The sequence below is a fragment of the Chlorobium sp. N1 genome, assembly GCF_004332115.1.
Classification (GTDB): domain Bacteria; phylum Bacteroidota; class Chlorobiia; order Chlorobiales; family Chlorobiaceae; genus Chlorobium.
In genome coordinates this window covers 38,539-50,912 of sequence record NZ_SJPA01000003.1, presented here as the reverse complement: position 1 = coordinate 50,912, position 12,374 = coordinate 38,539, and the positions used below count along the sequence as shown (strand labels likewise).

General features: G+C 63.6%; 14 protein-coding genes. 7 read left to right on the top strand and 7 right to left on the bottom strand.

The window, feature by feature from the left end:
* Window positions 1–7: 7 nt before the first annotated feature.
* A complete protein-coding gene (locus tag E0L29_RS05560; RefSeq protein ID WP_131355998.1) occupies window positions 8–496 on the bottom strand; it encodes an N-acetyltransferase in 489 nt (162 codons plus the stop codon).
* Window positions 493–1,524 carry a GTPase ObgE gene (gene obgE, locus E0L29_RS05555; protein WP_131355995.1) on the bottom strand — a complete coding sequence of 344 codons (1,032 nt, stop codon included), beginning with the start codon at window positions 1,522–1,524 and terminating at the stop codon, window positions 493–495. Before obgE ends, E0L29_RS05560 begins: the two co-directional genes overlap by 4 nt.
* Before the next feature lie 83 nt (window positions 1,525–1,607).
* On the opposite strand from obgE, the gene xseB reads away from it, so the two are divergent.
* A complete protein-coding gene (gene xseB / locus E0L29_RS05550; protein WP_131355992.1) occupies window positions 1,608–1,868 on the top strand; it encodes an exodeoxyribonuclease VII small subunit in 261 nt (86 codons plus the stop codon).
* Between the two features lie 6 nt (window positions 1,869–1,874).
* Here the strand turns inward: xseB and gatB are convergent, their stop codons facing one another.
* From gatB to E0L29_RS05525, 5 genes are all read right to left on the bottom strand, one after another.
* Window positions 1,875–3,302: an Asp-tRNA(Asn)/Glu-tRNA(Gln) amidotransferase subunit GatB gene (gatB, locus tag E0L29_RS05545; protein WP_131355989.1), complete on the bottom strand. Its 1,428-nt coding sequence runs from the start codon at window positions 3,300–3,302 to the stop codon at window positions 1,875–1,877.
* A 39-nt stretch (window positions 3,303–3,341) separates the two neighbouring features.
* Window positions 3,342–4,040, bottom strand: coding sequence for a hypothetical protein (locus E0L29_RS05540; protein WP_131355986.1), 699 nt, complete (start codon window positions 4,038–4,040; stop codon window positions 3,342–3,344).
* Between the two features lie 92 nt (window positions 4,041–4,132).
* Window positions 4,133–5,461 (bottom strand): Clp protease N-terminal domain-containing protein, encoded by a 1,329-nt coding sequence (locus E0L29_RS05535; RefSeq protein WP_131355983.1) that lies wholly within the window; start codon window positions 5,459–5,461, stop codon window positions 4,133–4,135.
* A 155-nt stretch (window positions 5,462–5,616) separates the two neighbouring features.
* On the bottom strand, window positions 5,617–5,919 hold the full coding sequence (locus E0L29_RS05530; protein WP_131355980.1) for a hypothetical protein: 303 nt from the start codon (window positions 5,917–5,919) through the stop codon (window positions 5,617–5,619).
* 75 nt (window positions 5,920–5,994) lie between these two features.
* On the bottom strand, window positions 5,995–6,228 hold the full coding sequence (locus tag E0L29_RS05525) for a hypothetical protein (RefSeq protein ID WP_131355977.1): 234 nt from the start codon (window positions 6,226–6,228) through the stop codon (window positions 5,995–5,997).
* A gap of 27 nt (window positions 6,229–6,255) precedes the next feature.
* Here E0L29_RS05525 and tsaD point away from each other — a divergent pair, with 27 nt between their 5' ends.
* The 6 genes from tsaD (at window position 6,256) to E0L29_RS05495 (ending at window position 12,283) form a co-directional block, all read left to right on the top strand.
* Window positions 6,256–7,308, top strand: coding sequence for a tRNA (adenosine(37)-N6)-threonylcarbamoyltransferase complex transferase subunit TsaD (gene tsaD / locus E0L29_RS05520; protein WP_131355973.1), 1,053 nt, complete (start codon window positions 6,256–6,258; stop codon window positions 7,306–7,308).
* A 96-nt stretch (window positions 7,309–7,404) separates the two neighbouring features.
* Window positions 7,405–7,761 carry a preprotein translocase subunit YajC gene (yajC, locus tag E0L29_RS05515; RefSeq protein WP_131355970.1) on the top strand — a complete coding sequence of 119 codons (357 nt, stop codon included), beginning with the start codon at window positions 7,405–7,407 and terminating at the stop codon, window positions 7,759–7,761.
* Between the two features lie 7 nt (window positions 7,762–7,768).
* Window positions 7,769–8,878: a glutamine-hydrolyzing carbamoyl-phosphate synthase small subunit gene (gene carA, locus E0L29_RS05510; protein ID WP_131355967.1), complete on the top strand. Its 1,110-nt coding sequence runs from the start codon at window positions 7,769–7,771 to the stop codon at window positions 8,876–8,878.
* 288 nt (window positions 8,879–9,166) lie between these two features.
* Complete coding sequence (locus E0L29_RS05505; protein WP_131355964.1) at window positions 9,167–10,309, top strand: alanine--glyoxylate aminotransferase family protein; 1,143 nt, start codon at window positions 9,167–9,169, stop codon at window positions 10,307–10,309.
* A 40-nt stretch (window positions 10,310–10,349) separates the two neighbouring features.
* Window positions 10,350–11,792, top strand: coding sequence for a radical SAM protein (locus E0L29_RS05500; protein ID WP_131355961.1), 1,443 nt, complete (start codon window positions 10,350–10,352; stop codon window positions 11,790–11,792).
* 95 nt (window positions 11,793–11,887) lie between these two features.
* Window positions 11,888–12,283, top strand: coding sequence for a c-type cytochrome (locus E0L29_RS05495; RefSeq protein WP_131355958.1), 396 nt, complete (start codon window positions 11,888–11,890; stop codon window positions 12,281–12,283).
* Window positions 12,284–12,374 lie beyond the last annotated feature (91 nt).

Here is a 12,374-nt window from a genome sequence, read left to right as displayed (position 1 = left end):
GCAGGCCTCAGGTTTGGATGTTAGTGGGAACCAGCGTCTTCTTCATGGCGATTTCGTCGCATGCCATCAGCTTCGGGCAGCGGGTGCAGTCGCGCCATATCTTCTGCGGAAAATACTCTTTTTCGACTTCGCCGTAACCGAGGCGGAGGAAAAATTCCCGGCTGAGGGTCAGGACGAACACCTCCGCCACCCCTTCGTCCCTGAGGATCGACTCGGCCTTCTCGACCAGCTGCCGTCCGGTGCCCCGGAGCTTCCAGCCGCCCTCGACGGCAAGCGAGCGGATCTCCGCCAGCTTCGGCGTGTAGAAGGCGACGGCGCAGCACCCGATGACCCTGCCGGCATGCTCGGCAACAAAGAAGTTGCGGATATTCTCGATGATGTTGTCCACCGGCCGCTCCAGCATGATCCCTTCGCCTGCGTACTCCTTCGTCAGCGCTGCAATCGCCGCCGCGTCGCCGAGGCGGGCGTTGCGGACCGAAACTCCCTCCTGCGTCATACCCGCTCCGCATCTCCTTCCAGCTCGTCCGCCTCCGTCCCGGCCGGCCGCTCGCGCGTGGAGATTTCGCGCCAGAGCTCGTCCTTGAGCTTTTTGAGCCCCTTTCCGGCAACACTCGAAATCGCAAGCACCTTCACCCCGTCGTCCGGCGAGGGCAGACAGAAGTCCTCGGGGGCGACATCCATTTTCGTGACGACGAGCACCCTCGGCTTCTCCAGAAGGCCACGGCCGAACTTCCGAAGCTCCCCGACCAGCGTCCGGTACTCGGTCTCGACATCCTGGCTGTCGGCCGATACCAGGACGGCAAGGATCTTGGTGCGCTCGATATGGCGCAGGAACTGGATGCCGAGCCCACGCCCCTCGGCCGCCCCTTCGATGATGCCGGGAATGTCGGCCATGACGAACGACTTGTACTCCTCGTAACGGACGATGCCGAGGTTCGGCACGAGGGTCGTGAACGGGTAGTCGGCGATTTTCGGGCGTGCGGCGCTGAGCACCGAGATCAGGGTGGACTTGCCCGCATTGGGAAAGCCGACCAGGCCGACGTCGGCCATCAGCTTCAGCTCCATGTCGAGCTGCAGCTCCTCCCCTTTCCAGCCCGGCTCGGAACGGCGGGGCGCCTGATTGGTCGACGTTGCGAAATGCTGGTTTCCGCGACCGCCGTGGCCGCCGCGCGCGATCAGCACCTCGTCGCCATCCCCGGTCAGGTCGGCAAGTACCGCGCCGGTCTCCGCGTTGCGCACCAGCGTGCCGCACGGCACGTCGATGTAGATGTCGGCACCCTTCCGGCCCGACTTGCGCGCGCCCTGGCCGTGGGCCCCGCGGGGAGCGAGGTACTTCTTCCGGTACTTGAAATCGAGCAGGGTCGTCAGGTGGCTGTTGGTACGGAGCCAGACGCTGCCGCCGTCTCCTCCGTCGCCGCCGTCGGGACCGCCCTTCGGCACGAACTTCTCGCGGCGGAAGCTTACGCAGCCCCTGCCTCCTTCGCCGGCCTGAACGAATATGGATGCGCTGTCGACAAACTTCACTCTTACACCTGCCTTTTTGAAATACTCTTGCTCTTTGCCTATTATGGAATGGAATCCTTCAACACCCGAACCGCCGCCTCGCCATGGCCGATACCGCAGCCCGAAAACCCACGATCGAAGCGCTCATCAGCCGCCTCGAAGAGATCACCCGCACCATGGAAAAGCCCGATACCGGCCTGGAAGGCTCGATCGCGCTCTACGAGGAGGGGATCGCCATTGCCGAACAGTGCCGCAAACGGCTCCAGGCAGCGAAGACCAGAATCGAGTTGATCAACCCGGAAACGGCCCCGGAGGTACGGGAAGAATCCGCACACCCGAAAGGGCTGTTCGACCTCGAGCCCTGAATCCGCTCAGCCCTGCAGCTTCTTCTGCAGGACCTCGTTGACCACTTTCGGGTTCGCCTTTCCCTTCATGCGGGCCATGCACTGGCCCACGAAAAACCCGAACAGCTTCACCTTGCCCGCGCGGTAACCCTCCAGCTGGGATGGGTTGGCGGCGAGGATCTCGTCGACCGCCCGCTCGATCTCGCCGGTATCCGACACCTGGGCAAGCCCCTCCTTCTCGACGATCGCCTCCGCCGTATCCTCCGACTGCTGCATGAGCTCGAAAACCTGCTTGGCGATGGTGTTGCTGATGGCGCCGGTGCCGATCATCCTGATGAGGCCACCGAGGCGCTCAGGGGAGACCGGGAAATCGGCGATGTCGAGGAACTTCTCCTTCAGGGTCCGCATCACCTCGCCCATCACCCAGTTCGAGGCGGCTTTCGCATCCGCCGCGGCCGCCACGACCCCCTCGAAATAGTCGGCCGTCTCACGTTCGACGGTGAGTACGGCGGCGTCGTATGCGGGAATGCCGTACTCCTCGACGAATCGGGCCGCACGGTTCTCGGGGAGCTCGGGAAGCTCGAGGCGGATGCGCAGGAGCATCTCATCATCGACGAGCACCGGAACCAGGTCCGGGTCGGGGAAATAGCGATAGTCGTGGGCGAACTCCTTGCCGCGCATCGAGCGGGTCTCACCCTTGTCGGCGTCCCAGAGCCTGGTCTCCTGCACGATCGTGCCGCCCGATTCGAGGATCCGGCGGTGGCGCTCGGCCTCATACTCGATCGCCTTCTCGACGTTCTTGAAGGAGTTCATGTTCTTGATCTCGGTACGGGTGCCGTACTCGTCGTCCCCCACGGGGCGGAGGGAGACGTTGGCGTCGCAGCGCAGGCTCCCCTCCTCCATGTTGCCGTCGGAGATGCCGAGATACTTGACGATCTGGCGCAGCTTCTGCAGGTAGGTGGAGGCCTCCTTCGGAGTGCGGATGTCGGGGTAGCTGACAATCTCAAGCAGCGGCACGCCGCAACGGTTGACGTCGATGTAGGTGTCGTCCCCGATGTCGTGGATCGACTTGCCGGCATCCTCCTCGATGTGGATCCTGATCAGGCGGATGAGCTTCTCGCCCTCTCCGGCGTCGACCGTGAGATGCCCCTCGGTGCAGATGGGCTCCTCGAACTGCGAGATCTGGTACCCCTTCGGAAGGTCGGGGTAGAAGTAGTTCTTGCGGGCCATCACCGAATGGGGAGCGATCGAGCAGCCGGTCGCAAGGCCGAGCTTGACGGCATCGTCCACCACCCGGCGGTTGAGCACCGGCAGGGCGCCGGGAAGGGCGAGGCACACCGGGCAGACGTTGCTGTTGGCCGGCTTGCCGAACTGTGCGGAACAACCGCAGAAGGCCTTGCTTGCCGTATTGAGCTGACAGTGGACCTCGAGGCCCACGACTAATTCATACTTCATGGTACGCTGATCGTTCGGGACTTCTGATGCCCGCTATTGTTAATACTGGATCGCCCCCTGGTCGGCCCGCTCGAAGGGCGTGTCGTTGTAGGGTCGGGGTTCCTCGTAGGGCTTGGCCTCGGAGGTCGTCGATGCTCCGGGATAGGGCTGGAGCGGGGAGACGTCCTGGCGGGCGGGTTCGGGAACCGCGGCCGGAGAGTGCCTGATCGGCTCGTAGGAGAACTTCTGGCCGCCGACGGTGGCATCGGCCATGACGCCCGCCTTCGGAAGCACGAAGAGTGCAACGCCGTCGGAGTAGTCCGCATTCGTCGCAATTCCGGAGGTCACCACGACCGCCGTCATCTGCGCACTGATCTCGAAGTTGCCCTGCTTGAAGTCGTCGAGGGCCTTGCGGTCCTTGAAGAAGATCACCTCGGTGAACGACTGGCCGCCGAACTGGGGGCCGACGTTGATCTGGGTGATGGTCGAGCGGCCGACCAGGCTTCCGCCCTCGTAGACATAGCCGCGGCCGTGGCCGCCGCCGAAAAGAAAGAGTCCGCCCTTGTAGACGTCAGGGAAAACCACATAGCCGTAAGCCTTGGCGAAAAAGCGGTCCAGCGACGGGTCGTGCTTTTTCAGGTAGGCGACGGCGTCGCGCCCCTTGTCGGCCTCATCGGGATCCCATCCTGCACGGGCCGCGCCGGCAACCGTTCCGAGCAGGAACAGGGCGAGCATGGCGGCCTTCATCATTTTCATCATGTCGGTCGATTTTTTTGTGTTGCAATAAAACCAAACAGCATCAAACATACAATAACGATACAGCCCATAATATACGATTTCCCCGCAACATATTAACGGCCGCCGCCCGCCTCGAGCTCACGCTTGAGAGCCTCCCGCTCGATTTCGAGCCGGCTGACCTCCCGGTTGAGCCGGTCGAGCTCCTCCGGACTGCTGTCGATCTCGAGCCGGAGCCGCGAGGAGGCCTCGTCGATGAGGTCGATGGCCTTGTCGGGAAGAAAGCGGTCTGAGATGTAGCGGTTCGAGAGCTCGGCAGCCGCAACGATGGCGGCGTCCTTGATGCGCACGCCGTGATGGATCTCGTACTTCTCCTTCAACCCGCGCAGGATCGAGACCGTATCCTCGACGCTCGGCTGGTCGACGACCACCGTCTGGAACCGCCGTTCGAGGGCGGCATCCTTCTCGATGTGCTTGCGGTACTCGTCGAGCGTCGTGGCGCCGATGCAGCGGAGCTCGCCGCGCGCCAGGGCCGGCTTGAGGATATTGGCCGCGTCCATCGACCCCTCGGCCGATCCGGCGCCGACGAGCAGGTGGATCTCGTCGATGAAGAGGATGACCTCCCCGTCGGAGGACTGCACCTCGCGCACAACCGCCTTCAGGCGGTCCTCGAACTCGCCGCGGAACTTCGCGCCGGCGACCAGCTGGGCGATGTCGAGCGCGGCGATCTGCTTGCTCTTGAGGTTCTCGGGCACGTCGCCGGCCACGATGCGCTGGGCGATACCCTCGACGATGGCCGTCTTGCCCACGCCCGGTTCGCCGATGAGCACGGGGTTGTTCTTGGTGCGGCGGCTGAGGATCTGCAGCACCCTGCGGATCTCGTCGTCGCGGCCGATGACCGGATCGAGCTTGCCTTTGCGCGCCTGGTCGTTGAGGTTTCTCGAATACTTCTTCAGCGAATTGTAGGTCTCCTCGGCACTCTGGCTCGTGACGCGCTGGCTGCCGCGGATGGAGGCCAGCACCTTGAGGATGGCCTCAGGCGTCACGCCGGCATCCCCGAGGAGGCGGGAGACCGTTCCGCCGGTCTGGCTCATGGCGATGAAGAGGTGCTCTGAGCTGATGTACTCGTCCTTCAGCTTCTCGGCCTCTTTCAGGGCGGCGTCGAAAACCTTGCCGAGATTCTGCGACATGTACTGCCCGGATGCCGACGCGCCGGTGACCTTGGGGGCGCGTTCGAGCTCCCGGTCGAGCGCCGCGGAAAGATTGTCGACCGGGACCTCGAGCTTCTGCGATATCTGCGAGGCGATGCCCTGCCGATCCTCAAGCATGGCAAGGAGCAGGTGTTCCGGCTCTACCTGCTGGTGCTGGCGGCTGGAAGCCGACGCGGCTGCCGCCTGAAGGGCCTCCTGGGCCTTGATGGTGAAACGGTTCGGATCAAACTGCATGGCTCGTTCGGGTTTGTTGTTCGGTAAGCTTCACCCTTGTATAACAATGTACAAGCAAAAAAAGTTATCACTGCAACCCATCCCCGCCGACCGGGCAAAAAAAAAGCCGCGGAACCCCGGAAGGGCCCAGCGGCTGGAACGGCATCAGCGGAGGCTCAGGCTTTCGGGCCGCCATCCCCGGCCTGGGGCTTCGGCCAGTTCTTGACCACCGCGCCGGCCACGACCCGGAGGATTTCGCTGCCGGTAGCAAGCAGTTCGGAACCTTTCTCGACGATGTGGCTCTGGGTTGCGACCTGGTCCTTGAAGAAGTCAACACTCGCCTTGTCGTAATCGCCTTTGGCGACATACTCGTCGATCACACGCTCGGCCTCGCTGTACGGCATATTGAACACCTTCACGCCGAGTTTGGCCCGTTCGATCGGATCAAGGATTTTCTTTGCGCTCGCTTGCTGTTCCATGGCATTCTGGGTTTAGGGTCTGTAGGGGAAAACGTTCCGTATGGAAGAAAGGTAACATTTTTCGTCGGCGGGCAGTCATCGCGGCCGGTAGAGGTGGCGGAAGCCGAGGAGCAGCAGGGCGATGCCGAGCAGGAGCGCCGGCCAGGTGTAGACGCCGGGAATGTAGTAGATGGCGTTGAGAATGCCGATCTGGGGAGCGAGCAGGAGTATCAGGTCCGCTCCGGCCAGGATCAGGAGGACGTTCAGGCAGCCCGCCTTCATCGGGCGTTTGGCATTGCTATTGCCGGTCGGTTTGTTAGCTTTCCGCATACGACTTGAAACCAATCAGTTCTTCATATGATCATTCTCGGCCTGGAAACCAGCTGCGACGAAACCTCCGCGGCCGTCCTCGTGGACGGCGAAGTGCGTTCCAACGCCGTCAGCTCGCAGCTCTGCCACACGGGGTTCGGCGGTGTCGTTCCCGAACTGGCCTCGAGGGAGCACGAGCGGCTGATCGTCAGGATCACCGAGGCTGCCCTCACCGAAGCAAATATAACAAAAAAGGAGATCGATGTCATAGCCGCCACGGCGGGTCCCGGGCTCATCGGCGCCGTGATGGTCGGCCTCTCGTTCGCGCAGGCGACGGCCTGGGCGCTCGAAGTGCCGTTCGTGCCGGTCAACCACGTCGAGGCTCACATGTTCTCCCCGTTCATCGACGAAGGAGCGGAAGAGGGAACCCCCGAGGGGCCCTTCGTCTCGCTCACGGTCTCGGGAGGCCACACCCTCCTCGCTCTCGTCCAGGAAGACCTCTCCTACCGGATCATCGGCCGCACGCTCGACGACGCGGCCGGCGAAGCCTTCGACAAGACTGGCAAGATGCTCGGACTCCCCTACCCGGCAGGCCCGGCGATCGACCGGCTCGCCAGGGAGGGCGACCCGTCGTTCCACCGCTTCCCGAGGGCGCTCACCCGCCAGTCGCAGACGAGCAAAAGCTACCGCGGCAACTTCGACTTCAGCTTCTCCGGGCTGAAGACCTCGGTGCGAACCTGGCTCGGCCAGCACGACGAAGCCTTCATCGGGCGCCACCGCGCGGACATCGCCGCATCCATCCAGGACGCCATCGTCGGCGTGCTGGTCGAGAAGGCGGTCGGGGCGGCAAAAAGCCACAACGCGCGCTCGGTCGCCGTCGCCGGAGGGGTCAGCGCCAACTCCGCGCTCCGGCGCGCCATGCAGGAAGCCTGCCGGAGGGAGGGCCTGCGGCTCTTCATCCCGAGCACAGCCTACTCCACCGACAACGCCGCCATGATCGCCACGCTCGCCGCACTGAAGATATCCCGGGGGCTCCGGCCCGAGTGCCGCTACGACCGGGCGCCCTTCGCCGCTTTCCGCACGGAGGAGACGAATCCGTGATTGAAATAGTTCACCAAATGCATTACATTTCAGACCATATAAATACGGTACCGAGGAGTACGCCCTTTTAACCATCCATAGATACCCCAGACACCCATGCACGACCTCATACAGACCATGCTCCTTTTCGCTCCCCCGACGACCGGAGGCGCGGCACCCAACCCCATCGTCCAGCTCGTCCCCCTGGTCCTCATCTTCATCGTCTTCTACTTCTTCATGATCCGCCCGCAGCAGAAGAAGCAGAAGGATCGCGAAAAAGTGCTCGAGAGCCTGAAGCGCGGCGACCGCGTCGTCACCATCGGCGGCATGCACGGAACCGTTGCCGGCATCGACACGGAAAAGAAGACCGTGCTCGTGCAGGTGGCCGACAACACGAAGATCAAGTTCGACCGCTCGGCGGTGGCCAGCGTCGACAGGCAGGAATCTGGCGATAAACTCACGACCGGAGAATAAGAGGCACATGCAGCGAACACCAGCAACATTGGTACTGGAGAACGGGTCCGTCTACCGGGGGACCGCGTTCGGCCACATCGGCGAAGCGGCGGGCGAAGTGGTCTTCAACACCTCGCATACCGGGTATCAGGAGATCCTCACCGACCCCTCCTATGCCGGCCAGATGGTCGTCATGACCTACCCCCTCATCGGCAACTACGGCATCACGCCCAACGACAACGAGTCCTCGAAGATCTGGGCGAGTGCCTTCATCGTCCGTGAGGCATCCAACATCTACAGCAACCATGAAGCTTCCGGCAGCCTCGACGATGCGCTGAAGAACGCAGGTGTCATGGGCCTTGCCGGAATCGACACCCGCAAGCTCGTCCGGGAGATCCGCCAGATGGGCGCCATGCGCGGCGTCATCTCGACCGTCGACCAGGACGAGGCGAGCCTGAAGGCGAAGGCGCTCAGCATCCCGGAGATGAGCGGGCAGGACCTGGCCGGAACCGTCACCACCGAGAAAAACTACACGCTTGAGACCCCCGGGGCCCGCTACCACGTGGCCGCCTTCGACTACGGCATCAAGACCAACATCCTGCGCCTGCTCCAGAACGCCGGCTGCCGGGTAACGGTACTGAGGGCCAAAGCGACGACCGAAGAGGTACTGGCGCTCAACCCCGACGGCGTCTTCCTCTCCAACGGACCCGGCGACCCGGCCGCTGTGGAGTACGCCATTCGGACCATCCGCGAGCTTGCCGAGTACAGCCGCACCAGCCGGCCCCTGCCGATCTTCGGCATCTGCCTCGGCCACCAGCTCCTCTCGCTTGCGCTCGGTGCCACGACCTACAAGCTCAAGTTCGGCCACCACGGCAGCAACCATCCGGTGAAGAACATGCAGTCGAAACGCATTGAGATCACCTCGCAGAACCACGGGTTCGCCGTCAGCATGGACTCGCTTCCCGACACGGTCGAGATGACCCACCTCAACCTCTACGACCAGACCGTCGAGGGAATCCGCCACTCGGAGCTCCCCTGCTTCTCGGTGCAGTACCATCCGGAAGCCGCGCCGGGACCGCATGATTCCCACTACCTCTTCGACGAGTTCACCGCCATGATGGACAGGGCGAAAAACTGATACCGGCCCGGAAAATCCAGGCAAGAAGAAAAGCCTCCGGAAACCGGAGGTTTTTCTTTTCCGGGGAAAACGGGCCACAGAGGACAACGACGTCCGGGCACCAAACCGGCCCGGCTCCTGAAAGAACCCAGTCCCGGACCTTCGGGAAAACCGATCCGTTTTTCCAGCACTTTCAAGCGTCATAGAATTGCGTATATTTAAGGTCAGCAAGCCCTTACATCCGGCTCGACGGCCGAATGGCAGCCCCGAAGAAATGCGTCCATAAGCCTCTCAATCAAGGCCCGATACATGAAAAAAAGACTCTTCACCCCCGGCCCCACACCGGTTCCCGAAAACGTCATGCTCAGCATGGCCGCCCCGATCATCCACCATCGGAACCCGGAGTTCATGGAGATCCTCCAGCGGGTCCATGAAAACCTCCGCTACCTCTTCCAGACGACCCAGCCGGTCGTGGTGCTCAGCTGTTCGGGCACGGGCGGCATGGAGGCCGCCATCTCGAGCCTCTTCGGGAAAGGCGAAAAGGTCATCAGCGTCAACGCCGGCAAATTCGGCGAACGGTGGGGCGAGCTCGTCAGGCTCTATACGGGCGACTGTATCGAAGAGAGCGTGCCGTGGGGCCGGGCCGTCACCCCCGAGCGTCTGAAGGAGCTCCTCCGTGAGCATCCCGATACCAGAGGCGTCTGCCTCACCCACTCGGAAACCTCCACCGGCACCGCCTCCGACATCCAGGCCCTCGCGGCGGTCGTCCGCGAGGAGTCCGACGCCCTCGTGCTCGTCGACGGCATCACCGCCATCGGCGCCCATGAGTTCCGCTTCGACGACTGGGGCGTCGACGTCTGCATCACCGGTTCGCAGAAAGGGCTCATGATGCCTCCGGGTCTGGCCCTCGTCGCCGTGTCGGAACGGGCGCAGGACATCATCAACGCCCCGGGCCGCACCTCGCAGAACTTCTACCTGAGCCTGCAGAAGGCGCTCAAGTCCCACGCCGGCGACGACACCCCCTTCACCCCGGCCGTATCGCTCATCATCGGCCTCGACGAAGCCCTCACGATGATCCGGGAGGAGGGAATCGAGAACGTATGGGCCCGCCACGAAAGCCTTGCCGCCGCCTGCAGGGCCGGCTGCACCGCGCTCGGCATGGAGCTCTTCAGCAGCTCCCCCTCGTTCGCCGTCACGCCGGTATGGCTGCCGGAAGGGGTGGAGTGGAACGCCTTCAACAACGCGCTCAAATACAGCAACGGCATCACCGTGGCAGCCGGCCAGGACGACTACAAGGGAAAGATCTTCCGCATCTCCCACCTCGGCTACTACGACGAGCTCGACATGCTCACCATCATCGGAGCCCTGGAGCGGGCGCTCAGGGAGATCGGCTACAACTTCCCTGCCGGCTCCGGCGTCACAGCCGTCCAGCAGGCCTTCCTCGGCAGCTGAACCCTCCCTCGGGCGACACGTCCCGAACACCTCAGCCTCCATGGGAACGCCGAAAAAGACCCTGCTCGTCTTCCTGCCTACCCGAAGCGGCGTGGACGGGGCCCGCTCCATCCACGCGGATGCGGGAGGAAGTGCCCCCTCCCGCTGGTTCGACCGCCCGCTGCGCCGCCTGATCCGGAAAAGCCCCTTCGCCATCCCCCCGCTCTCGCTCATGATCCTCAGCTCCATCAGGGTCGAGGGAGTAAGCCAGAGCGTCTGCGACCTCCGCTTCGAGCCGTTCCCCGGCGACACCCGCTGGGATCTCGTCGGCATCAGCGTGCAGACCGGCACCGCATCGGAAGCCTACGAACTGGCCGACCGGCTCCGCAGCGGCGGCACCCGGGTGGCGCTCGGAGGGCCGCACGTCACCATGTTCCCCGAAGCCTCGGCCCGGCACGCGGACCTCATCGTCCGGGGAGAGGCCGACGACCTCTGGCGGGAAGTACTCACCGACCTGCGGAACGGCACCCTGCGGAAAGAGTACGTACAGCAGGAACTCCCCGACCTCTCGATTCCGCGTCCGGTCCATAAGGAGCTGTTCGATCCAGGCCGCTACTTCACCACCAACCTCATCCAGACCGGCCGGGGCTGCCCGCACAACTGCGATTTCTGCAACGTGCACGTCCTCAACGGCCACCGCCTCCGCCAGCGGCCTATCGAAGACGTTGTCCGGGAAGTCGAGCGATTCCGGCTCCACGACCGGAGGATCTTCTTCTTCGTCGACGACTCCCTGAACGCCGACCCCGGCTACGCCGAAGCGCTGTTCCGGCGCATCACGCCGCTCGGCATCACCTGGTTCGGACAGGCCACCACGACCCTCGGCATGCAGCCGCGCCTGCTCGAGACCTTCGCCCGCTCGGGATGCCGCGCCCTCCTCGTCGGCATCGAAAGCGTGGAGCCGGAAAGCAGACGGGCACACAGCAAGAACCAGAGCCGCAGCGACGAACTCATCGGCTCGATCCGGAACATCCGCAACGCCGGCATCAGCCTCTACGGCAGCTTCATCTACGGGCTCGACGGCGACACGCTCGACACCCCCCCGGCCATCCTCGACTTCATCGACCGGACCGGGCTCGACGTTCCCGGCGTGAACATCCTCCGGCCGACCCCCGGAACGCGTCTCTTCGAGCGCCTCAGACGGGAGGGCCGGCTGCTCTTCGATCCCGACGACCCGTCGGCGTTCCGCTATACCTTCGGCCAGGAGATGCTCTACCGACCCAAACAGATCCCCCTCGACCGGTTCATCGAAAGCTACGCCGCGCTCACCTCCGCCATCTTCACCGTGCCGGCATCGCTGAAGCGCGCCCTTGCCGCGCCATCGGCAAAGACCGCCGTCGGCATCTTCAACCTCTTCTACACGCACCTCTACGGCCTCTCGCGCCACGACCTCTTCCGCCAGGCCGAAGAGTTCAGGGAAAAAACCATTTTGCCGTCCGGCGAATAATTTATAAACTGTACCTTTGCGATTTTACGGCGCTCCCGGCGCGCCAAAAACCCCGGCCGGAAGCCACAACATCAAACCAGCACACGGAGAAGACCATGAAAAAATTCCTTCCTTTCCTGACCCTCGGCCTGTTTTTCCTCGGCGGATGCGGCCTTGAGAAACCCCCGGCCAAGCTCGAGTTCCCCGGCGAAGAGAGCGCAGCCGAGGCGACCGCTCCCGCAGCCGACGAAACCCCGGCGGATCCCAAGCTCGCCGCAGGCAAGGAGGTCTATGCCGCCAACTGCGCGATGTGCCACGACTCGGGCATGATGGGCGCCCCCAAACCCGGCGACAAGGCGGCATGGGAAGCACGCGTCGCACAGGGCGTGGACGTCATGACCCAGAAATCGATCGAAGGGTTCGCCGGCATGCCTGCCAAAGGCGGCAACCCGAGCCTCACCGACGAGGAGATCGCCAACGCCGTCGCATGGATGGCCGACACCGTGAAGTAAGAAGCCTTCTTACGGCCACCTGTCCCGTCAGACTGGAGCCGCCCCGACCGGGCGGCTCTTTTTTTGCCTGTCGGAGGGCAAATCCGTTTGG